The sequence below is a fragment of the Streptomyces sp. DT2A-34 genome, assembly GCF_030499515.1.
In the GTDB taxonomy this organism is placed as follows: domain Bacteria; phylum Actinomycetota; class Actinomycetes; order Streptomycetales; family Streptomycetaceae; genus Streptomyces.
The window spans coordinates 3647541-3670431 of the sequence record NZ_JASTWJ010000001.1 but is presented as its reverse complement, the minus strand read 5'-3'; the positions used below and the strand labels follow the sequence as shown (position 1 = coordinate 3670431).

Genomic DNA, 22891 nt, shown 5'->3' with positions numbered 1-22891 from the left:
TTCACGCCCCGGCCGACGGAGCGACCCAGTCCTGCGGCGTGACGGGCGGCATCTGCTCCCGCTCCATCACCCCGCGCCGCCGGATCTTGTTGAGCACGTAGACGTTGCCCAGGTGCATGACGCCGAGCACCAGCAGCACCACCCCGAGCTTGGTCGACAGGGCCTCGAAGATGCCGCGGGTGTCGAGGACGGTTCCGTCGTCGCTCAGGTACAGCGCGACGAAGCCGAGGTTGACGAGGTAGAAGCCGACCACCAGCAGGTGGTTCACGGCGTCGGCGAGCTTCTCGTTCCCGCGCAGTACGTCGGCGAGGAAGATCCGTCCGTTGCGGCTGAGAGTGCGGGCCACCCAGACGGTCAGCGCGATGCTGACGACCAGGTAGATGACGTAGGCGATGACCGTGCGGTCCATTGCCTCCCCCTTCTGAACACGTTCAAAATGCTGACGAGGAAGACTCTAGACCCGTCTTTGAACATGTTCAACTCAGTGGAGTGAGGCCTCCGTCACGCCGCCGTTGGGCCCGCATCACGCCTGCGCCAAGCCTGTTTTTTCATGGCCTGCGCCCGAGCTCCGGCCGCTTGGAGTAGTCCGTGAACCCGATGACGTTCCCCCAGGGGTCGGCCATCTCGACGGTCCAGCCGGTGGCCACCGAGGACGGCTCGTCGAGCGGCGCGATGCCCGCGCCGGTCAACGCCCGCGCCGCCGCCCGCGCGTCCGGCACCTCCAGCCACACGCGCGGGGAGGGCCACGGCGGCGTCCGATGCCTCAACTCCTCCTCCTGCCGCAGCAGGATGCCCGGCATCTCGCCCCCGACCTTCAGCAGCGCGATCCCGGCCTCGTCGAGCCGGAACCCGACCGCGAACCCGGCCCGCTCGTAGAACCGGACGGCCTCGCCGAGGTCGCCGACCGGCAGCAGCACGTTGTCGAACCCGAGCAGTTCGTACGACTCGTCATCTGACATGCCGTCAGAATAAGGGGATGATGGGCCGGAGCCCGTGATTGTCACCTCGGGCCGGGTCTGACAGTCGGCCCGGCGCCCGCCTCAGCAGCCGGCCACCCTGCGCGTGCTCACCGCGATGTCGTCCATCCGGACGTCGTACGACGACGGCGTCGGATCGGCCTGGTAGAGCTGCCAGCCCAGCTTCAGCTTGTCGAAGGTGGGGAAGGTGAAGGGATCCGAAGTGCCGCCGTGGTGGGCCGTGGAGACCGTCAGGTCGGGCTGCTCGATGCCGTCGAAGTAGACGGTGACGCGGTTGTCCGTCGCGTCCAGGTGGAACTCGACGCACTGCCACTTGCCGGCTGTCGCAGGTGCCGATGTCTTCCACGACGTCCAGTCGCCCGTGGGGCCCAGATCGGAGCCGACGCCCCAGAAGTTGCCGTGGTCGGTGGGGGCGTACTGGCCGCCCAGGGGCCGGACCAGGGTGGGGGAGTCCGAACCGGACGCCTCGGCGATGGTCCAGTGGGCCCAGTCGGGGGCGGTGGGGAAGACGTCGACGCGCAGGCGCAGGCGGGCCCAGTAGCTGTTGCCGGGGGCGGTCAGGCCGGGGAAGACGAGGAAGGCGCGGCCGTTGCCCTCGGTGCGGAGGCGGAGTTCACGGCCGGGGCGGCCGGTGGTGCTGGGGGCGACGGTCAGGGTGCCGTTGGACGTGTCGGCGGTCCAGTCGCGTCCCTCGGAGACGGGGCCGAGGGGGAGACGGTCGAAGGTCTCCCGGGCCGGCGTTCCGTGGGAGGTGGGGGCTGCGGAGGCAGTGGGGGATGTCGAGAGCAGTACGGCCGCTGCGGCCGAGAATGCGGCTGCGGCTTTCCTCAGGAGTGCCATGGGGGCAGTGTGCAACTGGAGTCACACAAGCAACAGACGCCGCGGGGGAGTTGGCTGGGGGAGGTGCGTTGCGTGTCCTGATCCCTTGACCTCTCAACTACTTTTCGGCTGGCCTGCTTTCAGGATCTCCGCCACGTCCAGGGTGACCTTGGCGCCGATCGAGTCTGGAAGCGTGACCACTTCGCCGGGAGCGTGAGGACGGTGGTTGGCGTAGTCGTCCCTGTCCGGGTCGGTGAGGACGTGGAGACGCTGGTGCTTGCGGTCGACGATCACGTACACGGGGACTTCGGCCCTGGCGTAGGCGGCGACCTTGGTCTTGAGGTCGTCCTTCCAGTTCCCGGAGGTGACCTCCAGGACGAGGCGGAAGCAGACCGGGTCGTACGCGTTGTTCTCGACGAGGTGGTCATCGATATCGGCATCCACCACCACGAGGTCGGGGATGGCGTAGTCCTCGTCGCCGGTCGGCAGCCAGAGCCCGACGTTCTGGAGGACCTCGGTTTCGCCGCCGTGCAGGCCGGCTGCGATGAACGGGATCATGAGGCTGGTCAGGGCGCGGGCGTGGGGGGCATCCGGTGATGGGGTCACGAGGAGGTGGCCTCCGATGATCTCGACGCGGTAGCCCGGATGGCGCTCCATGATCTCGTCGGCGATGGCCGTCAGAGAGAACGGCTCGTCGTCGAAGGGCTGCTCGACGGGTGCAGCGGACATCGCGTGCCTCCTAGGGGCTGGTGTCGAGAGCATCATCGTAGGCCGGCACCACCCGCACGTCTTTTACGATCACGTTCACTCGAACGTGTTTCCGCACGCCAGAGGGCCCCGCTCCCACCGGAAACGGGGCCCTCACAGCCGTACGGAAAGCCGTACCGAAAACGACCTCAGAACCGGCGCGTGATCAGTGCCTTCTTGACTTCCGCGATCGCCTTCGTGACCTCGATACCGCGCGGGCAGGCGTCCGTGCAGTTGAAGGTCGTGCGGCAGCGCCAGACGCCGTCCTTGTCGTTCAGGATCTCCAGGCGCTGCTCGCCTGCCTCGTCGCGCGAGTCGAAGATGAAGCGGTGCGCGTTGACGATGGCGGCCGGGCCGAAGTACTGGCCGTCGTTCCAGAAGACCGGGCACGAGGACGTGCAGGCGGCGCAGAGGATGCACTTCGTCGTGTCGTCGAAGCGCTCGCGGTCCTCGGCCGTCTGCAGGCGCTCACGCGTGGGCTCGTTCGTGTCCTTCGTGATGAGGAAGGGCATGACGTCCCGGTACGCCTGGAAGAACGGCTCCATGTCGACCACGAGGTCCTTCAGGACCGTCAGGCCCTTGATGGGCTCGACCGTGATCGGCTTCTCGGGGTTGATGTCCTTGATGAGGGTCTTGCAGGCAAGACGGTTCCTGCCGTTGATCCTCATCGCGTCCGAGCCGCAGATGCCGTGGGCGCAGGAGCGGCGGAAGGTCAGCGTGCCGTCGACGTCCCACTTGATCTTGTGCAGACCGTCGAGGACGCGCTCCTTCGGGTCGATCTCCAGCTCGAAGTCTTCCCAGGTCGCCTCGGCCGAGACCTCCGGGTTGAAGCGGCGCACCCGGAAGGTGACCGTGATGTAGGGGGACGCGGCGGACTCTGCCTCCACCTTGTCCATAACGGGGGTAGCCATCAGTACTTACGCTCCATCGGCTGGTAGCGGGTCTGGACGACCGGCTTGTAGTCGAGACGGATGGACTCGGCGCCGTCGTCGCCCACCTCGCGGTACGCCATGGTGTGACGCATGAAGTTGACGTCGTCGCGGTTCGGGTAGTCCTCGCGGTAGTGACCGCCGCGGGACTCCTTGCGGGCCAGCGCCGACACCGCCATGACCTCGGCCAGGTCGAGCAGGTTGCCCAGCTCGATGGCCTCCAGCAGGTCGGTGTTGAACCGCTTGCCCTTGTCCTGGATCGAGACGTTCCGGTAGCGCTCGCGCAGCTCCGCGATCTTCTCGACCGCCGTCTTGATCGTCTGCTCCGTGCGGAACACCATGACGTTGGCGTCCATGGTCTCCTGCAGCTCCTTGCGGAGCGTCGCCACCCGCTCGGTGCCGGTGGAGCTGCGCAGCCGCTCCACCTGCTCGACCACGAGCTCCGCCGGGTTCTCGGGCAGCTCGACGAAGTCCGCCTTCTGGCTGTACTCCGCCGCCGCGATGCCGGCCCGCTTGCCGAACACGTTGATGTCCAGGAGCGAGTTCGTGCCCAGGCGGTTGGCGCCGTGCACGGACACGCAGGCGACCTCGCCGGCCGCGTACAGGCCCGGGACGACCGTGGTGTTGTCCGCCAGGACCTCACCCTCGACGTTCGTCGGGATGCCGCCCATCGCGTAGTGCGCGGTGGGCTGGATCGGGATCGGGTCCGTGTACGGCTCGATACCGAGGTACGTCCGCGCGAACTCCGTGATGTCGGGCAGCTTGGCGTCCAGCTGCTCCGGCGGGAGGTGCGTGAGGTCCAGGAAGACGTGGTCGCCCTCGGGGCCACAGCCGCGGCCTTCGCGGATCTCCGTGTAGATGGAGCGGGAGACGACGTCACGGGACGCGAGGTCCTTCATGACCGGCGCGTACTTCTCCATGAAGCGCTCGCCGTCCTTGTTGCGGAGGATGCCGCCCTCACCGCGGGCGCCCTCCGTCAGCAGGATGCCCATGCGCCAGATGCCGGTCGGGTGGAACTGGAAGAACTCCATGTCCTCCAGCGGCAGCCCGCGACGGTAGACCGCGGCCTGGCCGTCACCGGTCAGCGTGTGCGCGTTCGACGTCACCTTGAAGAACTTGCCGCAGCCGCCGGACGCGTAGATCACGGCCTTCGCCTGGAAGACGTGGATCTCGCCGGTCGCCAGCTCGTACGCCACGACACCGGCCGACTTCTTGACGCCGTCGACCTCGGTGATCAGCTGGTCCAGGACGTAGAACTCGTTGAAGAACTCCACGCCCTCCTTGACGCAGTTCTGGTACAGCGTCTGGAGGATCATGTGGCCGGTGCGGTCCGCGGCGTAGCAGGACCGGCGGACCGGCGCCTCGCCGTGGTTACGGCTGTGACCGCCGAAGCGGCGCTGGTCGATGGTGCCGTTCGGGGTGCGGTTGAACGGCAGGCCCATCTTCTCCAGGTCGAGGACCGAGTCGATGGCCTCCTTCGCCAGGATCTCGGCGGCGTCCTGGTCGACCAGGTAGTCACCGCCCTTGACCGTGTCGAAGGTGTGCCACTCCCAGTTGTCCTCCTCCACGTTGGCCAGCGCGGCGGCCATACCGCCCTGCGCGGCGCCCGTGTGGGAGCGGGTGGGGTAGAGCTTGGTCAGCACGGCGGTGCGGCTGCGCTTCGTCGACTCGATGGCGGCGCGCATGCCCGCGCCGCCGGCGCCGACGATGACGGTGTCGTACTTGTGGATCTTCATGAGTGGATTACCTCAGCCCCGTGCCTAGCGGATGTTCGGGTCGAAGGTGAAGATCACCAGCGTGCCCAGCAGGATGGTGAACACCGTGGCGGTGTAGAGCAGGCCCTTGAGCCACAGGCGGGTGTTCGCGCGCTCCGCGTAGTCGTTGATGACCGTGCGCAGGCCGTTGGCGCCGTGCAGCATCGCGAGCCAGAGCATCAACAGGTCCCAGACCTGCCAGAAGGGGCTTGCCCAGCGGCCCGCCACGAAGGCGAAACCGATCTTCGATACGCCGCCGTCCAGCACGAGCTGGATCAGCAGGTGGCCGATGACCAGGACCACCAGCACGATGCCGGACAGGCGCATGAACAGCCAGGCGGCCATCTCGAAGTTGCCCCGCGTGGACTTCGGGGTCTTCTTGGTGCGCTTGCGCGGGGCCTCGATGAGGGGGGCCGGGTTGTCGACGTTGTAGAGGGACTCGCCCTCGACGGGGCCGACCCCGGTCGCGGTCTTCTCAGTGGTGACTGTGTTGTCAGACATGCTTACGCGTCAGCTCCCGAAGAGTTCACGAGCGGCGTGGCCGAGGACGGGGTAGATCGCCCCGACCATCAGCACGACCCAGAGGCCGACGACGGACCAGAGCATCTGCTTCTGGTAGCGCGGGCCCTTCGACCAGAAGTCGACGGCGATGACGCGCAGGCCGTTGAGCGCGTGGAAGAGGATGGCGGCGACGAGGCCGTACTCCAGCAGCGCGACGATTGGCGTCTTGTACGTGGCTACGACCTTGTCGTAGTCCTCGGGCGACACTCGGACGAGTGCGGTGTCCAGCACGTGAACGAACAGGAAGAAGAAAATGAGGACGCCGGTGACTCGGTGAGCCACCCAGGACCACATTCCTTCCCGGCCGCGGTACAGCGTTCCAGCCGGCACGGAAGTTCCTCCGGGAGCGGGGATTGGGGCCGCGCCGGCTTGTGCTGTCGGTCGGGCCCGGCCGGGTACGGTCCACCGGCCCTCAGCATCGTATCCACGGTTGCCTGCGGCGCTTACTGGGGGCCTGGGTATGTGATCAAACTGGCACGCGGATGGGTTATTGGCGGCTAATTGGGCGGTGTGTGTGGTTATTTGCCGAGTGCGGCGCCGTTGGGGCTGGTCGCGCGGTTCCCCGCGCCCCTAGGGAGTCGACCAACCGTGCTCTTGCAAGGCGCCGGAGTTCCTCTGCCGCAAGGACCCGCTCTTCTTCCGGATCGTTTGTCAATCGTGATCGGATGCCTGCGAGGACGTGGTCCAGGGCCTCGTTCGGTGCCAGGCCGTCCAGGCAGATGACGAACGCGTGGCCGAACCTCGCCTCGTATGCGGCATTCGCGGCACTCATGGCTGTATACGCCGCCCCGTACGCCCCTTCCGGCAGTACAGGCAACGTTTCTCCTGCCAGTGCCTCCGCCAGATCCCCCGGAGCCAGGTCGTACGCCGCCTCGTCCGAAGCCGCCAACAAGGAGTCGACGTCGGGGTACGGGCGGTGGTCGGCGATGCGGGCGGCCCAGCGGGGGCTGTGGAGGCAGGTCAGGAGGGTGCGCAGGAGGCCGTCGGCGGGGGCAGAGTTGAAGGACTCCAGCGCGGTGGGGGACGGTGGAGTGCGGGTCTGCTCGGGCAGCGACGGTATGGCGACTGGGCCAGGAAGGTGTGTGGGCGTCACGTGGGTTTCGGCAGGGGATTCTGGGGCAGGAGTGGCGCCACGCTACAGAGTGTGGACGTGTGGTGTCCGACGAATGCCCGAATTTCAGCCGAACGGGAGAGTTTTGGAACGTGTGGTGGACGCCTCCGGTTGATCACAGGGCCTAGGTTGGCGCCGTGAGCCAGCACAAGCACAGGCGCCGGGCACCGGCGAAGAGGACCCTGAAGCAGACGTGGGTGCTGATCGTCGCGGTGGTCGTGGTGACGGTCGCGGCCGGGGTGAGCCTCGGGCTCCTGGCCACCGGCGACGACGGAGGGCCGGCCGGGTCGCAGCAGGGGCGGTCGGCCGCAGGCACGTCCGAGGCCGCTTCGCCCTCCGCGCCGAGGAAGAGGACGAGCCCGACTCCGACGCCCACCCGGTCGTACCCGCTCTCGAAGGCACCCCGCACCATCCCGGCCGTGACCTCCCACACCGCCGCCCGCGGGCCGGGCTGGCGTCCGGCGCGCGGGGAGCGTGTCGTCGTGAGCGACGCGGAGCTCGCCGACGAGGGGCGGCTCGTCGCCGGTGAGCTGGGGCTGACGTACGCCGGTGAGAAGGAGGACGTGCGGGCCGGGGATCTGCGGCTGGCCCTGAACGACGACGAAGGCGCGGACCCGGAGTCGTACACCATGACCGTGCGCGGTGGGCGGGTGACCATCAGCGGGCCGGGGGAGGCGGGGGTCTTCTACGGGACCCGGACGCTCAAGCAGGAGGTCCATGGTGGGGGTACAGCGCCGGAGGGCGTCGTACGGGACGAGCCCGCCAAGCCGGTGCGCGGGTTCATGCTCGACATCGCGCGCAAGCACTTCACCGCGGACTGGATCGAGGACCGGGTGCGGGAGCTGGGGGACCTGAAGTTCAACCAGCTGGGGCTGCACTTCTCCGACGACCAGGGGTTTCGGATCGAGTCCGATTCGCATCCCGAGGTCGTGTCGCGGCAGCATCTGACCAAGGCGCAGGTCAGGAAGATCGTCGACCTGGCGGCCAGTCGGCACATCACCGTCGTGCCCGAGATCGACTCGCCCGGGCATCTGGGGGCGGTCATCGCCGCGCATCCGGAGCTGCAGCTGCGGAACGTGTCGGGCATCGCCACGCGCGGGGCGATCGACATCTCCAACCCCGACTCCGCGGCGATCGTCGACGACCTGCTCAACGAGTACGTCGATCTCTTTCCCGGCGGTCAGTGGCATCTCGGCGGGGACGAGTACCAGGCGCTGACCGTGTCCAACCCCGAGGTGACCTACCCGCAGCTCGCCGCCGCCGCGCGGGAGGCCTACGGCTCCGGCGGCACCGTCGCCGACCTGACCACCGGCTGGCTCAACGACCGCGCCGACACGGTTCGCGCCCACGACCGGACTCCCCGCGCCTGGAACGACGGGTTCTTCCGGAACACGTCCGTCCAGCCGGACAAGGAGATCCAGGTGGCGTACTGGACCGGCAAGGAGATCGGTGCGCGGCTGCCCGTGGAGTATCTGAAGGCCGGGCGCGAGCTGATCAACTACAACGACGAGTTCCTGTACTACGTGCTCGGGCAGCCGCAGACCTTCGTCTATCCCACGGGCGAGCGAATCTACGAGCAGTGGACGCCGCGGGTGGTGCGGGGGACGGCGGCCGTGCCGGCCGGCTACGACGACCAGATCCTGGGCGGGTCCTTCGCGGTGTGGTGCGATCTGTCGAACGCGCAGACTCAGGCGCAGGTCGCGGCCGGGATCCGGATGCCGCTGCGGGCGACGGCGCAGAAGCTGTGGGACGCGGGCCGGCCGGAACTGTCCTGGGCGCAGTTCAGGGCGCTCGCCGACCGGCTGAGCTGAGCTGAGCTGTGGATTTGGTCCATACGGCTGCGAACCCCCGTACGACTGTGGTGTATTCGGCCCGAGCCGAACCGAGCAGCCAGGGGGAACCGGGATGGGCTACTGGGGGTACTTCGTCGTCGGCCGCGGGGAGCGGCCGCTGGCGGAGCTGGACGCGCCGGCCGGCGCCGAGGGCATGACCCTGCGCGAGCAGGCGCCGGGCGGGTGGCAGGTGTGGGAGTACCCGAGCGGGGACGGGGAGGTCGGGAACATGAACGCCCTGGCCCGCGAGACCGGGGCGCCCGCGCTCTTCGGGTACGTCATGGACAGTGACTGCGTGGTCGTGGAGGCGGCGGCTCCGGAGAGCGGGGCGTGGACGACCTGTCTGGGGCGGGCCGCCATGGCCGGGTATCTCGGCGCCGGGGACGAGGGGCTCACGGTCGAGGACTACTTCCTCGAACCCGCTGACGCCGCCGACCGGGCCGTCGCCTGGGCCGCCGAGGCCGGGCACGAGGTGAACGCCGAGTCGCTGATCGACGTACTCACCGCTGAAGCGGACCCTTTGGCCGAAAACCTCTTCTTCCGACTGCTCGACCGGCTCGGCGTCGTGCCCCAGTGACACTCACGGGCCGTTGCACGCAGTAAGGGGAAGTGCGGGCTCCGTTAGGGAAGGAGCCTTCCAGGGGCCTGTGCGGGGACCCCGACCCTCATGACTGACCCGCTTAGGGAGGCGTGGATGAGCCTGGTGGAACTGATCGCTCAGGCCGACGAACGCGGACTGGCCGCCAGCGGGTTGGCTTGTTTGGATCGGTGTGTGCCCCTGCTGGGCGGTGACGACGAGGTGCTGCGGCCGCTGTGGGCGAACCTCGCGAACGGCGGGGACCCTGCGGCGTGGGGAGAACTGCTGGACCAGGTGCGCGCCAAGCTGGGCGTCGCGGAGGTCGTGGACGACGAGGACGTAGAGGACGAGGCCGCGCTGCTCGCCCGGCGGATGCTGGCCGCCGCCCCGGCCGTACGGTCCGCCCCCGAGGCGCGGATATGGGCCGACGCCTGCTCGGTCGCCTCGCTGCAGATCCACCGGCTGCTCGACCCCGCGGCGGACGACGCGTCCTCGGCCGCTGCCGTGCCTCAGGCTCTCCACTCCGTTCGCGCGGGCGGGGCTCCCGTCGAGGGCCGGGCGCAGGGCATGTCGCCGCTCGTCGCCGCCGAACTGCGCTGCCAGGTGGGCGTCCTGGAGCTCCTTGCCCAGCACGGTGCGGGCGGGCTGCGCCGGGCGCTGGAGGTGTCGACTCAGGGGCGGCGCGTACTGCGGGCGGTCGTGTCGCGGCGGGCCCGGGGGAGGGGCTGACCTCCTCGGGCGGCCGTCAGCTCATCAGCCACTTCACCACCGCGTCGCCGTAGTCGGCCGTCCGCGCGTAGAAGTCCGGTCAGGTCGCGGTGGGTCGCCGCGAAGAGGCCGCGCACTTCGGGTTCCGCGTCCGGCGCGCCGTACGGCCGCAGCAGCCGCATGCGCGCGTGCCGCCACAGGTCGTCGAAGTCGGCCGTCCTGAGGTACTCGGCGACGCCGGTCACCTGGGACGCGGTGAGCAGCAGGAAGGGGGGCAGCGGGGAGTCGGTGTGGAACACCGGCGGCCGCCGAGCACCACATGGGTGCGGGGGCCTTCCGGTGCGTGGTTCGGGGGGATACTGCAGTAGAGGAGCTCGACCTCGCCGTACTGCTTGTCGAGCACCTCCTCGCGATGCCGGCCGATCCGGTCCCGCACGGGGGCGGCGAAGCGTCACTCTCGCGTCAACCGCGTAAACCTGGTTCCTGAGGGAGTCCTGTGCCCGTGCTGGGGTGGAGGTGCGGTGGTCCTGCACCGGTCCCGGGCAGCCCTCGGATCCGGGTGACGAAACACTGTTCGGGCACGCTCTCAAGAATGTGACGACTCAGCAGGAAACCAGGCCCCCAGCCGCGACGAAGCCCGTGCGGTGGGCGGCGGACGCGGTGGCGACGATGCGCGAGGGGGCGCGGCTGCGGCTCGACTACTCGGCGCAGAGCCTGTGGCGGGTCGACCGGATGATCGAGGGGCTGCGACGTGAACGGACGCCGTATGCCGCGGTGGAGAACGCGCTGCGCGGTCTCGGCGCGTACGCCGGTGAGGTGATCGCCCGTCAGACCGGCGCCGAGTGGTGGACGTCGGGCGGCGACTTCTGGATCCGCACGCCGGACGGACGGCTGTGGGACCCGATCGACGAGGCGCGGCGGTGTTTCGCGGGCGACGGGTCGCTGCGGTTGCTGTGCCGGGACGCGACGCGCGGGGAGTCGCGGCCGTAACCCTGTGACATGACCCGGCCGGGACCCCGTGAATGGGCGGGGTCCCGGCCGGGTCAGGTGGTCCTCGGCGGCTTACGAGGCTCTCGACGGGTTACGGCGTCAGCGTCTGGCCCAGGTGGGCGTCCGTCGGGGTGCCCAGGGTGGTCTTGCTGTAGATGACCGCCTGGGAGTAGCCGAGGCCCGTGCTGTTGCTCGGGAGGTGCAGCACGATGCCGTCCGTGCCGTCCTCGCCCTCCGCGCCGAACGTCAGGTCCGCGCGGCCGTAGCCCGACAGGTCCGTCAGCGACACCGACGAGCCGAACAGGTCGCCGGTCTCCGCCGTGCCGGGGACGCCGGACGTGTCCTGGGAGATCGCGACCGAGCCCGTGCCGGTCAGGCCGGAGGCCGTGCCCTTGACCAGGATGGCGTCGCCCGCGTTGGACTGGTTGACGCCGCTGCGGGGGAAGTCCTCGCCGGGGGCGCCGGCGAGGGCGTCCGCGTAACCGTCGGCGTTGTAGTCGCCGACCGAGACCGAGGCGCCGAAGTTGTCGCCGGACTCGTTGCCGCCGGGGACGTTCGTCGTGTCCTGGTGGATCGTCGTCATGCCGGTGGTGGTGAAGCCGGTGGACGTGCCGGGGACCATGGTGATCTGGCCGCCGGACTTGCCGCCCGACTCGGACGCCACCGGCTGGCCGATGACGATGTCGTCGTAGCCGTTGCCGTTGACGTCGCCCGCGGCGATGGAGCGGCCGCCCTTGACGGAGATCACACCGACCTTGGTGAGGCCGGTCGCCGAGCCCGCGAAGCGGACCACGCGGCCGATGCCGCCGGTGTCGCGGTAGTTGAGGGCGACGTCCGCGTAGCCGTCCCGGTTGAAGTCGCCGGTCGCGGCGTCCAGGTAGGCGACCGAACCGGTGGCGGTGGTGAGCGTGCCGGTCTTGGTGGCGCCGCCGGTGTGCCGGGCGTTCCAGTTGCCGCCCTTGCCGGTGCCGGCCGCGAACACGTCCGCCTTGCCGTCGCCGTTGAAGTCGCCGACGGCGACCGTGGAGCCGAGCTTCGCGCCGGCGGCTGTCACGCTGCCCGAAGTGGTGTACGTGAAGCCGGAGTTGAGGCCCGGGCCGTACAGCACCGTGACCGAGCCGCGGTCGGCGTGGCCGCTGGTGTCGTCCTCGCCGGGCGCGCCGATCGCGAGGTCGGCGTAGCCGTCGCCGTTGACGTCGCCCCAGGCGGTGGCGGCGCCGAAGTTGTCGCCGGACTCGTGGGAGCCGGGGACGCCGGTGCTGTTCTGGGTGATCGTCCGCTTCGAGGCGGTGACCGGGCCGTCGACGCCGCCCGGGACGACGGTGAGGGTGCCGCCGTTGCTCAGCGCGCGGGGCGTGCCGGTGACCAGGTCGGTGATGCCGTCACGGTTGAAGTCCGAGGTCGCCAGGGCGTGCGAGATGCCCGGGGTCTTGGCGACCTGGGCGATCCGGCTGAGCTTGGGGTAGAGGTTGGCGCCGGGGCAGGCCGTGGCGTTGGTGTCGCGGTGGCCGAAGACCCGCGGCAGGGTGATCGACTGTCCCATCGGGACCTTGTTGCCGTCGACGCCCTGTTCCGCGCCCGAGGTGAGGGTCACCTTGCCGGTCGGGTCGATGCCGTACATCCCGAACTTCCAGGCCACGATCCGGGAGATCGCGTCCATCGCGGCGCGACTCGGCTTGGCCGTCTCGAAGTTGCCTATGTACGAGATGCCGACCGTGTTGGTGTTGAAGCCGACGTCGTGCGCGCCCCGCACCGGCAGCTCCATGCCACCGCTGCGGCCCTCGAAGATCTGACCGCACTTGTCGACGACGAAGTTGTAGCCGATGTCGAAGTAGCCGCGGGCGAAGTGCGCCTGCTGGATGGAGCGCATCCGGGCCCGGGACTCGCCGCAGGACAGGGTGTTGTCGCTGTCCTCGCCGGTGTGGTGGATGACGGCGGCCTTGATCTCGGTGCCGTACTCCGGCGTGCCGTCGTAGTCCGTCGACGCGCCCCACTCGGCCTGCGCGATGATCGGCGGCTTGACGACCGTCGAAGGCCGCGGGGCGGGGACCGTGGAGGTCGGGGTGGGGGAGGCGGTCGGGGACGCGGACCCGGTGGGCGTCCCGGTGACCGTCGGGGAGTCCGTGGGCGTGGGGGCGTTCGTGGGGTCCGGGGTGCCGGTGGGCGTGGCCGAGTCGGTCGGCGTGACCGTTTCGGCGGGGGTGGCCGGGTCCGTCGGGGTCTCGGCCGCCGGCGCCGTGGTCTCCTCCGCCGCGAAGGCGGCCGGCTGCAACGCGCCCTTCGGATCCGTGCCGGGGTCGATCAGCTTGACGTCCATGCCGCTCGGCTGGCCGCTCGCCTCGGTGCCGTCCGCGTTCACGAGGCGCACCTCGATGCCGTCGGAGTCACCGGTCCACACCGACTCCGTACCGCCGCGAAGGGCGGCCCGATCGCCCTCGGCGCCGTCCGCCTGGCTCGGTTCGAGCGTGACCTTCTGCCAGCCCGACCACTTGCCGCTCTCCAGGTCCCGGGTGCGCACCTCGGGCGTGCCCTTGGCCTTCGCATCGGGGTCGTTCCAGGTCAGCACGACCGCGCTGAAGCGGTCGGTGCCCTGCTTGGCCAGGCCCCGGCGGCCCGAGCCGCGGTCCTTGAGCTTGAGTGTGTGGATCGACGGCTCGCGGCTGTCCCGCTGGGCGTCGGCCGGCGCGGACGGATCCGCCATCGCGTACGTCACGACGCCGGCACCGCTCAGCACGACGGCTCCCACCGTCAGCCACGCACGTCTCTTCAGACTGAGCGGTTTGTACGCATGGGTCCTGCGAGGACTCAACTGTCCCACCCCTAGGAAATGGTCACGGTCGCATCACCTGTCACACAGGTGGCAACTACAAACAGCGCACACACGATTCGAACTGTCACTCACTGACACGTCTGAACGAGGCAGCGGGGCCGGGTCCTCGCGGACGCGGCCCCGTAGGCCCGACGGGCGTCAGGCCGCCCAGACCTCGGCCTCGTCGGCCGGGACGGTGGTGGCCAGGCCCAGCTCCTTACGGGCGGCGACCGTCTTGTTCGGGTCGATACCGGTGAAGGCCGGGTCGTAGGCGATGTAGAACGCGTCGGCGTCAGCGGCGTTCGCGGCCGCCTTCCAGTGCCCGGCCGTCTTCGTCAGCTGCGCGCGCAGCTTGCCGACCTCCGTGCCCTCGATGCCCTTCAGGCCCTCGAGGTGTGCGTCGAGGGCGGCCGCGACGGCCTTGGCCTGCGCCTTGTAGGCGGCCAGGTCCTCCTCGACGTCCTTCTCGGACTGGTTGGCCCACAGGGCGTCGTAGACGGCGTTCGAACCCTTCAGATACGCGCTTTGCCCGGACTTGTAGGACTTCGCGTCGGCGTCCAACGAGCCGGTGAACTTGCCCGATTCCTTGGTGTAGCTGCAGCTCACGGCGCGGTCACCCGTCGCCCAGCTCTCCTTGGTCGGGGTGTAGTAGAAGAGGACGACCCCCTTGGGGAGCGCCCAGGTGTCCGGGGCGAACTTCCCCGCCTCGACCGGGCACCGCTTGTCGGCGGTGGCCGAGACCGCGTCGTCGCCGGGGTACGAGGAGCCTTCGTCGATCTTGAAATCGCCGACGGCCTGACCCGTGTGCGCCTCGGTGCAAGGCACGATCTCGACGAGGATCTCCGTGCCCTCGCCCTTGGTGTTGGGGTTGTAGCAGTCCCCGGTCTCCAGCGAGAACACCGACCGCTGGCGGGCCACCTTCTTAGCGCCGTCCTTGGCGCTGTCGACGGCGTCCGACACGTCCGAACACCCCGCCGCGCCGATCGCGAGCAGGGCGACGGCGGCAGCTATGCCGCGAAGGGGGCGGTGGGGCTTAAGGATCGACATGGCGTGTACATCCTCTTATGTGATCTTTATGAGGGGCGCGCGCATCGTATGCCATTTCTGTGGCACGGCTGTGCGAAGGCCGTTGCCTCCCTCATGGGGTCTCTGACTCCCGATGGGCCGCGAGGGTTGTATCCCGGGCCGCGCCGGACGCGCCCTGTGACACTTCTGTGAGGCGGGGCGCTGATCACCGTGGAGGGACGTGGGCAAGGTGGCCGTACCGCGAGGTGCGGATTCGCCGCGAACCGGTACGGACGAGGACAGTTCTTGCGCCAGGGAGGGGAACCCCGCCGCGTGCACGCGTACGACGGGGAGTTGGGCGCGGCCGTCGCGCGGGCTCAGGAGGGTGACGAGGCCGCGTTCGCGGTCGCGTACCGGCTGGTGCAGCCAGGACTGCTCGGGTACCTGCGTGGGCTGGTCGGGGACGACGCCGAGGACGTGGCGTCCGACGCCTGGCTGGAGATCGCCCGGGATCTCGGGCGGTTCAAGGGTGACGGGGCCGGGTTCCGGGGCTGGAGCGTGACCATCGCCCGGCACCGGGCGCTGGACCATCTGCGCCGGCTGAAGGTACGGCCCCGGTCGTCGGCGCTGGAACAGGACGTACTGGAGTTGCCCGGTACGCACAGCACCTATGACCAGGCGCTGGAGTCGATCTCCACGGAGCGCGCCCTGGAGCTGGTCCGCGGACTGCCGCGGGACCAGGCCGAGGCCGTGCTGCTGCGGGTGGTCGTCGGCCTCGACGCCCCCGCCGCGGCCCGCGTCCTCGGCAAGCGCCCGGGCGCGGTCCGCACGGCCGCGTACCGAGGGCTGAAGCGCCTGGCCAAGCAGCTGGGCGTCGAAGGTGTGACGGATGACGGCCCCCGGACGCTGGGGGAATCGAGATGAACGGTGCGCGTGACGGCGGCGGCCAAGGCGGAACATGGGCGCCTCGATGAGGCGAAGCGGTGTGGGCGGTGAGTCGTACGGGGCGTGGGAGACGTACAGGCTCTACGAGCTCGTGAGTCACAGCTGTCACAGGTGCTGCGTAGATCGTGTACGTCATGTGCGTCACGTACGTCATGTGCGTCACGCGGGCCGCATACGGATCAGGTCGGACAGGAACAGGACATGGACATGGGTGAACGGCAGAGCGGCGGTGGGTACACCGGCCGTCGGCGTGCGCACCCTGAGGGCATGGCTTCCGGGCCTGCGTCCGGTCACGTGCCCGGTCACGCGTCCGGCCCGACCGTGATGCTCGACGACGCCGCGTTGGAGGCGCTGCTCTCCGCCGCCGTGCTGCGCGGGCACCGCGTGGACGACGAGGGCGAGCAGCGGGCCGTGGCCGCGTTCCGCGCGGCCCGGGAGGCGGGGGCCCACCGGACGGCGCGCACCCGGCGCCGGGACGACTGGCGGCCCCGTGAGCAACGGCGCTTCGCGCGCTCGGTGAAGACCACGCTCTCCCTGTTCGTCGCGAGCCTCGCGCTGGGCGGCGTGGCGTTCGCCGCGATCGGTACGTCCGGTTCCTCGGACGCCCCCGCGGAAGACAAGGGCGGGCCCACCCCGTCGAACAGCGCTCCCGGTCTGCCGGCCGCCGAGCCGTCCTCCGCCGCGCCGGGCGCCGCCTCCGCGAAGCCCGGCCATCCGGCCACCGCCCAGGACACCGAGGCCAAGTGCCGCGCCTACGCGCAGGTCGAGGAGCACGGCAAGGCCCTGGACTCGACGGCCTGGCAGCGGCTCGTCACGGCAGCGGGCGGCGAGGACCAGGTGGCCGCGTACTGCGCCGAGCAACTGGCGGCGGCGAAGAGCGAGCCGACCAAGAAGGCCGACGGCGCCGGTGCGGGGGCCACCGGCAACGGTCAGGTCCCGAGTGACCCGAGTGACCAGGCCCCGAGCGACAAGAACACGTCCGGGAAGGGCGCCGGGAAGGCTGAGAACGGCGAGAACAACGAAGGCGCCGAGAACGCCGAGAACGCCGAGAACGCCGAGAACGCCGAGAACGCCGGGAAGCGAGCAGGCTGAGAAGGTCGCTTGATCAGGTGTCGCCGCGTGTCTGGAACGCGGCGATTCGTTCCCGCATCGCCACGGGGTTGGCGTACATCGGCCAGTGCCCGCTGTGCGGGACGCGGGACCTCCGCCACCTCGACGCCGTCGGGTCGACCATCGACTCGAAGATCCCTCGCACCGCGCCGGGGGCGCACCTTGTGGCGCAGGCTCGCTGCGTACAGGGCCCTGGACGGCTCCGCCGACCGGTGCGCCTGCTCGACGAAGCCGTCGAAGAAGTGCTCGTCGTCGCCCGGGGGTGCATGACGACTGCCGGCTCAGGAAGCAGTCCTCCGTGGCGAGGTTGCCCTCGATGCCCGACTGCCGCAGCACTGCCTGGGCGGTGTTCACCAGGAACGGGATCGAGATCTTCGTCAGGTCCGCGCAGACCGTCTCCCCGCAGCCCGGGGCGTCGTAGGCGAGGAACGGGCGCCCGGCGAAGGCGGGTTGGTGCAGGAAGTCGGTGTAGTCCTCCTTCGTGGAGCCGAAGCCGTGGAGGAAGACGCCAGGGGCAAGCTCACCGGCCCGCCGGACGGCGGCGACCTGTAGGGCCACGCCGTCGACGCGCAGGCTCAGCCGTTCGTCCGTGAACTCGCTCCCGAAGGGCACGGCTTTCTCCTTCACACCGCTTCCGCCGGACCCGTCCCCGCGTCGAACTTCAGATCATGGAGGGGGACACGGGAGCGGGGCAGGAGGCCGTCGTCCGGCGCGAGATCGACATCGCCGTCATCCGGCCGAGCGCACCGGTGCGCGGCCTGCGCATGCGGCCCTGGCGCCACGACCATTTCGTGAGCGCACTGCCCAGCGGCATCCCCTGGCCGAGGACACCGACTTGCCCGTCGATCTGTCCCGCTTCGCCGACGAGCCCTGGGTCTGGCTGAACCGCGACGCCTCCCCCGACGCCCGTCACCTCGCCAACTCGACCCTGACGCAACTGTCCATGCTGGCCTGCGGCCTCGGCGCCACCCCCGTACCCAACGCGACCGCCTCGCGCACGTTCCGGCACCCCGTCGCCTACCGGGCCCGCACCGATTTGTGCGCATCGCGTCCGGAGAGACTTCGCCGCAACAGCCTGGTGGACGTGCGGGCAGGCGACGCCGACCTGGGGCTTGATCCGTCCGAACCAGAGACGTCGCGGAGACGGCCGGGGCCGCCACCCCCCACAGGAGAGGCCCCGGCCGTCGCGCGGCACGGGCCGCGCGGCGGCCCGTACTCTCTACAGCGCCATGACTGCGTTTTGTGTCACACCCCGGCGGGGACATCGCGGTGTCCTGGGTAGTTGCATGTTGTACGGACATGGACGAGCGGCTCTTTCAGGCCGTAACGTGCCTTTCGCGCCGGACGCGGAGGGTGTATGACCACCGCAACGACCTGCGGTCTTGAAACCGCAACCATCAATTGAGGTACCTAGTGCTGGGGGACGACGCGGAGCTGACGGCCGCGGTGCTTGCGGCACAGGACGGGAACGAGACCGCGTTCCGGACTGTGTACCGCTCCGTGCACCCGCGGCTGCTCGGGTACGTACGGACGCTGGTCGGCGACCCCGACGCCGAGGACGTCGCGTCGGAGGCGTGGCTGCAGATAGCGCGTGACCTGGAGCGGTTCAGCGGGGACGCGGACCGCTTCCGCGGCTGGGCCGCCCGAATAGCCCGCAACCGCGCCCTGGACCACATACGCATGCGCGGCCGCCGCCCCGCGATCGGCGGCGACGAGACGGAGCTGACCGGGAAGGCCGCCGAGTCCGACACCGCGGGCGAGGCCATCGAGGCCCTGGCCACCGACGGCACCCTCTCCCTCATCGCGCGCCTGCCGCAGGACCAGGCGGAGGCCGTCGTCCTGCGCGTGGTCGTGGGGCTCGACGCCAAGACGGCCGCGGAGACGCTCGGCAAGCGTCCGGGCGCCGTACGGACCGCCGCGCACCGGGGTCTGAAGCGGCTCGCCGAGCTGCTCGGCGACGATCCGGAATCGGCCGGGGTGCTCGACGCCCTGCCTCACCAGCGAGGAACCCGCGACCGTGCGGTGACGTCTGCGAGTGTGACGCATATGCGTTCGCGGACGCAGAAGGATGTGTGATGGCCGACGAGCAGTACAGGTGGCTGGACCGCGAAACGGCGGAACGTTTGCTGCGCGGAGAGTCCCTCGAAGCTGTCGACGCCGCCAACCGTGACCAGGCCGAACGGCTCGCCAAGACGCTTGAGTCCCTGACCGCCGAACCCCCGCTGAGCAGCGCGGAACTCCCCGGAGAGGCCGCCGCGTTGGCGGCGTTCCGCGCGGCGCGCGCCGACCGGGCCGACGCTCCCGGGACCACCGGCCACAGCTCCGGTTCGCACGCCTCCGACGGTTCCGACGCGGGCCTCGTCCGCATCGGCACCCCCGCCCGTGCCGCCCGTCGCCCGCGCTGGGCTCGTCCCGCACGGCTCGGCCTCGCCGCCGCGCTGGCCGTCGGCATGGTCGGCGGGGTCGCCGTCGCGGCCGGAACCGGAGTCCTGCCCACGCCGTTCGACCGCGACGAGCCGGGCCGCCCGGCCGCCTCGGTCTCGCCGTCGCTGCCGGAGCGCACGCTCGTCTCGCCCTCGCCGGAGAACGGCGCTCAGGGCGAGCCCACGCCCGACGGCGGCTCGAAGGGCTCCACCGGCTCCGGGAACACCCAGGACACGGCACCCGGCAGCCCGGCCCCGGGCCGCGAAACCGCCGCCCCGGACCGCGACGAACACTCCGACGGCTGGTGGCGCAAGGTCACCTCCTCCTGCCGCGACCTGCGCGACGGCAAGCAGTTGTCCGTCGACCGTCGCCGCGCCCTGGAGAGCGCGGCCGGTGGTTCCGTCACCGTGCGGAAGTACTGCCAGAGCGTCCTGACCGGCGTCGGCGAGAGCACCGGGTCGCCGCGGGACGAGGGCAAGGGCGACGTCGGCCAGGAAGAGAACGCGGACAAAGGCAAAGACAAAGACACGGACAAGGGCGACGACGACCGCCGAGACCAGGACCAGGACCAGGACCAGGACCAGGACCGGGATCGGGATCGGGATCGGGATCGGGACAAGGGCAGAAGCGCTGACGCGGACCCCGCGGTCGGCGTGCCCACGTCGGAGTCGTCGTAGTCACTCCTGACACAAGCCGCTGACCTGCGGTTTTGTGATTCGCGGAAAATTCTTCGCGCCGAGGGTGACACTTTCGGCCGCCGTGGCGCTGAAATGAGTGAGCCGACTGGTCATCGGCCCTCGCACAGAGCCGGGGTTCCCCCCGTACCTGCGGCTCGTGCATCGGCGCGGGCGGGACACGTTCCCCCGGTCCCGCCCGCGCCCCACTTCATCCGCGTCCCGCGCCTCACCAGTGGACGACGACCTTGTCGCCGGTCCTCACCTGGTCGAACATCTCCGAGATCGCCCGCTCGTCCCGTACGTTGACGCAGCCGTGCGAGGCGCCGGAGTAACCCGTGGCCGCGAAGTCGGACGAGTAGTGCACCGCCTGGCCGCCGCTGAAGAACATCGCGTACGGCATCGGCGAGTCATAGAGCGTCGACACATGATGCCGGGACTTCCAGTAGACGTTGAACACACCTTCCCGCGTCGGTGTGTACTGCGACCCGAACCGCACCGGCACCGTCAGCACCGTCCGACCGTCGATCATCCAGCGCAGCGTCCGGCTCGACTTGCTGATGCACAGCACCCGGCCCGTCATGCACCGCGCGTCCGGCGCGTCGGCGGGCTGCCCGCCCATCAGGTACAGGTCCCACTTGCCGGGCTCGCGCGTCATCTTCAGCAGCCGTTGCCAGGTGACCTCGTCGGTCTTCCCCGTCTTCGGCAGCCCCCGCTTGCCCTGGAAGCCCCTGACCGCCTGCTCGGTCAGATCGTCGTAGGTCCCGGTCGGCCCGTCGAAGAGCCAGGCGATCTGCCGCAGCCGGGCCTGGAGCTCGCGTACGTCACGGCCCTCGTCGCCCCGCGACCACAGCACGGCGGGCGCCGGCGGCGTGGGCTCGGCGCTCGGCTTGTCGTCGGGCGGGGCGGACTTCGGGGACGGCGTGCCGCTCGGGAGCTCGATGCGCACCGGCGTGCGGTGCTTCTCGCCGGAGGCCTGCACGGTGCACCCGCACAGCACCGTGAGCACGGCACCCGAGGCGACCACGGCCGTCGACGCCCGCCTGCCCTTGCCGCGGAGGCTCCCCATGCCCCTGACGCGTATCCACCCCATGCCTCTGGTACGCATCCCGACCCCCGTCGTCTCATCGCGGCCGGACCCGGCCGCCCCGATGTCCTCACCAGACGTTCCCCAGAGATGTCTCCCCGCGCGTGACCCGTTGCGAACCAGGGAGCATGGTGGGAGACAAGGCGGACGCCCGCCGCTACAGTCCGTGGCGAGGCCGCCCGTACCGGCGGGTAACAAGCAGCACGACGCGGAGGCACACACCATGGCGCGTGAGTCGGAGTCCGGACTGCCCATCGAGCCGGTCTACGGGCCGGACGCGCTGAACGACTGGGACCCGGCGGAGAAGCTGGGCGAGCCCGGCGAGTACCCCTTCACGCGCGGCGTGTATCCGTCGATGTACACGGGCCGCCCGTGGACGATGCGCCAGTACGCGGGTTTCGGTACGGCGACGGAGTCCAACGCCCGCTACCGCGACCTGATCGCCCACGGCACGATGGGCCTCTCCGTCGCCTTCGACCTGCCCACCCAGATGGGCCACGACTCCGACGCCCCGATCGCGCACGGTGAGGTCGGCAAGGTGGGCGTCGCCATCGACTCGATCGACGACATGCGGGTGCTGTTCGGCGGGATCCCGCTGGACCAGGTGTCGACGTCGATGACGATCAACGCGCCGGCCGCGCTGCTGCTGCTCCTGTACCAACTGGTGGCGGAGGAGCAGGGGGTCCCGGCCGACCGGCTCACCGGCACGATCCAGAACGACGTGCTGAAGGAGTACATCGCGCGCGGGACGTACATCTTCCCGCCGAAGCCCTCCCTGCGTCTGATCGCGGACATCTTCAAGTACTGCAAGGCCGAGATCCCGAAGTGGAACACGATCTCGATCTCCGGCTACCACATGGCGGAGGCGGGCGCGTCGCCCGCGCAGGAGATCGCGTTCACGCTGGCGGACGGCATCGAGTACGTCCGCACGGCGGTGGCGGCGGGCATGGACGTCGACGACTTCGCGCCCCGCCTCTCCTTCTTCTTCGTGGCCCGTACGACGATCCTGGAGGAGGTCGCCAAGTTCCGTGCCGCGCGCAGGATCTGGGCCCGCGTGATGCGGGAGGAGTTCGGAGCGAAGAACCCGAAGTCGCTGATGCTGCGCTTCCACACGCAGACCGCCGGCGTGCAGCTGACGGCCCAGCAGCCGGAGGTGAACCTGGTCCGGGTCGCGGTGCAGGGCCTCGCGGCGGTGCTGGGAGGCACGCAGTCCCTGCACACGAACTCCTTCGACGAGGCGATCGCGCTGCCGACGGACAAGAGCGCGCGGCTGGCGTTGCGTACGCAGCAGGTGCTGGCGTACGAGACGGACGTGACGGCGACGGTCGACCCCTTCGCGGGCTCGTACGTCATCGAGAAGATGACCGACGACGTGGAGGCGGCGGCGGTCGAGCTGATGCAGCGGGTCGAGGACCTCGGCGGCGCGGTGGCGGCCATCGAGCACGGCTTCCAGAAGAACGAGATCGAGCGCAGCGCGTACCGGATCGCCCAGGAGACGGACTCGGGCGAGCGGGTGGTCGTCGGCGTCAACCGCTTCCAGCTGGACGAGGAGGAGCCGTACGAGCCGCTGCGCGTCGACCCCGCCATCGAGGCCCAGCAGGCCGAGCGGCTCGCGAAGCTGCGGGCGGAGCGGGACCAGGGGGCGGTGGACTCGGCCCTCGATGCCCTGCGGAAGGCGGCGGAGGGGGAGGACAACGTGCTGTACCCGATGAAGGAGGCGCTGCGGGCTCGGGCGACTGTGGGGGAGGTATGCAACGCGCTGCGGGGGGTTTGGGGGATTTACGTGCCGACGGATGCGTTCTGAGCTGGGCGGTTCCCTCGAATGAGTGATC

At 70.1% G+C, this 22891-nt stretch carries 23 protein-coding genes and 1 pseudogene; 10 read left to right on the top strand and 14 right to left on the bottom strand.

Annotated elements, in window-relative coordinates:
• Position 1: 1 nt before the first annotated feature.
• The 9 genes from QQM39_RS15980 to QQM39_RS15940 form a co-directional block, all read right to left on the bottom strand.
• Complete coding sequence (locus tag QQM39_RS15980) at positions 2 to 409, bottom strand: hypothetical protein (protein ID WP_301997416.1); 408 nt, start codon at positions 407 to 409, stop codon at positions 2 to 4.
• A 139-nt stretch (positions 410 to 548) separates the two neighbouring features.
• Entirely contained in the window at positions 549 to 959 is a 411-nt protein-coding gene (locus QQM39_RS15975) for a VOC family protein (RefSeq protein ID WP_301997414.1), read from the bottom strand.
• 81 nt (positions 960 to 1040) lie between these two features.
• A complete protein-coding gene (locus QQM39_RS15970; RefSeq protein WP_301997412.1) occupies positions 1041 to 1817 on the bottom strand; it encodes a hypothetical protein in 777 nt (258 codons plus the stop codon).
• Positions 1818 to 1910: 93 nt separating this feature from the next.
• The gene (locus QQM39_RS15965; protein WP_301997410.1) at positions 1911 to 2525 is read right to left on the bottom strand and encodes a Uma2 family endonuclease; all 615 of its coding nucleotides are present in this window, start codon (positions 2523 to 2525) and stop codon (positions 1911 to 1913) included.
• A gap of 167 nt (positions 2526 to 2692) precedes the next feature.
• Positions 2693 to 3454: a succinate dehydrogenase iron-sulfur subunit gene (locus QQM39_RS15960; protein ID WP_301997409.1), complete on the bottom strand. Its 762-nt coding sequence runs from the start codon at positions 3452 to 3454 to the stop codon at positions 2693 to 2695.
• Positions 3454 to 5208, bottom strand: a complete 1755-nt coding sequence (gene sdhA, locus QQM39_RS15955; RefSeq protein ID WP_301997407.1) for a succinate dehydrogenase flavoprotein subunit — start codon at positions 5206 to 5208, stop codon at positions 3454 to 3456. The genes QQM39_RS15960 and sdhA overlap by 1 nt, the downstream gene beginning before the upstream one ends.
• A gap of 24 nt (positions 5209 to 5232) precedes the next feature.
• Positions 5233 to 5727, bottom strand: a complete 495-nt coding sequence (locus tag QQM39_RS15950; RefSeq protein WP_301997406.1) for a succinate dehydrogenase hydrophobic membrane anchor subunit — start codon at positions 5725 to 5727, stop codon at positions 5233 to 5235.
• A gap of 9 nt (positions 5728 to 5736) precedes the next feature.
• Positions 5737 to 6117 carry a succinate dehydrogenase, cytochrome b556 subunit gene (sdhC, locus tag QQM39_RS15945; RefSeq protein WP_301997404.1) on the bottom strand — a complete coding sequence of 127 codons (381 nt, stop codon included), beginning with the start codon at positions 6115 to 6117 and terminating at the stop codon, positions 5737 to 5739.
• A 157-nt stretch (positions 6118 to 6274) separates the two neighbouring features.
• Positions 6275 to 6880: a 2-oxo-4-hydroxy-4-carboxy-5-ureidoimidazoline decarboxylase gene (locus tag QQM39_RS15940; RefSeq protein ID WP_301997403.1), complete on the bottom strand. Its 606-nt coding sequence runs from the start codon at positions 6878 to 6880 to the stop codon at positions 6275 to 6277.
• A 215-nt stretch (positions 6881 to 7095) separates the two neighbouring features.
• On the opposite strand from QQM39_RS15940, the gene QQM39_RS15935 reads away from it, so the two are divergent.
• From QQM39_RS15935 to QQM39_RS15925, 3 genes are all read left to right on the top strand, one after another.
• Positions 7096 to 8709, top strand: coding sequence for a glycoside hydrolase family 20 protein (locus tag QQM39_RS15935; RefSeq protein ID WP_302003600.1), 1614 nt, complete (start codon positions 7096 to 7098; stop codon positions 8707 to 8709).
• A gap of 94 nt (positions 8710 to 8803) precedes the next feature.
• Complete coding sequence (locus QQM39_RS15930; protein ID WP_301997402.1) at positions 8804 to 9307, top strand: hypothetical protein; 504 nt, start codon at positions 8804 to 8806, stop codon at positions 9305 to 9307.
• A 117-nt stretch (positions 9308 to 9424) separates the two neighbouring features.
• A complete protein-coding gene (locus tag QQM39_RS15925) occupies positions 9425 to 10036 on the top strand; it encodes a hypothetical protein (RefSeq protein ID WP_301997400.1) in 612 nt (203 codons plus the stop codon).
• Here the strand turns inward: QQM39_RS15925 and QQM39_RS15920 are convergent.
• A complete protein-coding gene (locus QQM39_RS15920) occupies positions 9979 to 10314 on the bottom strand; it encodes a hypothetical protein (protein ID WP_301997399.1) in 336 nt (111 codons plus the stop codon). The two genes, QQM39_RS15925 and QQM39_RS15920, sit on opposite strands and share 58 nt — an antisense overlap.
• Before the next feature lie 295 nt (positions 10315 to 10609).
• Here QQM39_RS15920 and QQM39_RS15915 point away from each other — a divergent pair, with 295 nt between their 5' ends.
• Positions 10610 to 11005, top strand: a complete 396-nt coding sequence (locus tag QQM39_RS15915; RefSeq protein ID WP_301997397.1) for a hypothetical protein — start codon at positions 10610 to 10612, stop codon at positions 11003 to 11005.
• A gap of 91 nt (positions 11006 to 11096) precedes the next feature.
• On the opposite strand, the gene QQM39_RS15910 is transcribed toward QQM39_RS15915, so the two are convergent.
• Together QQM39_RS15910 and QQM39_RS15905 are read right to left on the bottom strand one after the other, a co-directional pair.
• Positions 11097 to 13739: an FG-GAP-like repeat-containing protein gene (locus QQM39_RS15910; protein WP_301997395.1), complete on the bottom strand. Its 2643-nt coding sequence runs from the start codon at positions 13737 to 13739 to the stop codon at positions 11097 to 11099.
• Positions 13740 to 13973: 234 nt separating this feature from the next.
• The gene (locus tag QQM39_RS15905; RefSeq protein ID WP_301997393.1) at positions 13974 to 14861 is read right to left on the bottom strand and encodes a septum formation family protein; all 888 of its coding nucleotides are present in this window, start codon (positions 14859 to 14861) and stop codon (positions 13974 to 13976) included.
• A gap of 264 nt (positions 14862 to 15125) precedes the next feature.
• Here QQM39_RS15905 and QQM39_RS15900 point away from each other — a divergent pair, with 264 nt between their 5' ends.
• Positions 15126 to 15743: an RNA polymerase sigma factor gene (locus tag QQM39_RS15900; protein ID WP_301997391.1), complete on the top strand. Its 618-nt coding sequence runs from the start codon at positions 15126 to 15128 to the stop codon at positions 15741 to 15743.
• A gap of 288 nt (positions 15744 to 16031) precedes the next feature.
• Positions 16032 to 16856, top strand: a complete 825-nt coding sequence (locus tag QQM39_RS15895) for a hypothetical protein (RefSeq protein WP_301997389.1) — start codon at positions 16032 to 16034, stop codon at positions 16854 to 16856.
• Positions 16857 to 16869: 13 nt separating this feature from the next.
• Here QQM39_RS15895 and QQM39_RS15890 read toward each other — a convergent pair whose 3' ends face one another.
• A complete protein-coding gene (locus QQM39_RS15890) occupies positions 16870 to 17019 on the bottom strand; it encodes a hypothetical protein (RefSeq protein WP_301997387.1) in 150 nt (49 codons plus the stop codon).
• A 496-nt stretch (positions 17020 to 17515) separates the two neighbouring features.
• Here QQM39_RS15890 and QQM39_RS46190 point away from each other — a divergent pair.
• The 3 genes and pseudogenes from QQM39_RS46190 to QQM39_RS15880 all read left to right on the top strand — a co-directional run.
• A pseudogene (locus QQM39_RS46190) lies at positions 17516 to 17758 on the top strand (LysR substrate-binding domain-containing protein); the annotation flags it as partial.
• Positions 17759 to 18287: 529 nt separating this feature from the next.
• The gene (locus tag QQM39_RS15885) at positions 18288 to 18950 is read left to right on the top strand and encodes an RNA polymerase sigma factor (protein ID WP_301997385.1); all 663 of its coding nucleotides are present in this window, start codon (positions 18288 to 18290) and stop codon (positions 18948 to 18950) included.
• A complete protein-coding gene (locus QQM39_RS15880) occupies positions 18950 to 19975 on the top strand; it encodes a hypothetical protein (protein ID WP_301997384.1) in 1026 nt (341 codons plus the stop codon). Before QQM39_RS15885 ends, QQM39_RS15880 begins: the two co-directional genes overlap by 1 nt.
• 226 nt (positions 19976 to 20201) lie before the next feature.
• Here the strand turns inward: QQM39_RS15880 and QQM39_RS15875 are convergent, their stop codons facing one another.
• Positions 20202 to 21041, bottom strand: coding sequence for a L,D-transpeptidase family protein (locus QQM39_RS15875; protein ID WP_301997383.1), 840 nt, complete (start codon positions 21039 to 21041; stop codon positions 20202 to 20204).
• 241 nt (positions 21042 to 21282) lie between these two features.
• Here QQM39_RS15875 and QQM39_RS15870 point away from each other — a divergent pair, with 241 nt between their 5' ends.
• Positions 21283 to 22863, top strand: a complete 1581-nt coding sequence (locus QQM39_RS15870; RefSeq protein ID WP_302003599.1) for a methylmalonyl-CoA mutase — start codon at positions 21283 to 21285, stop codon at positions 22861 to 22863.
• Positions 22864 to 22891 lie beyond the last annotated feature (28 nt).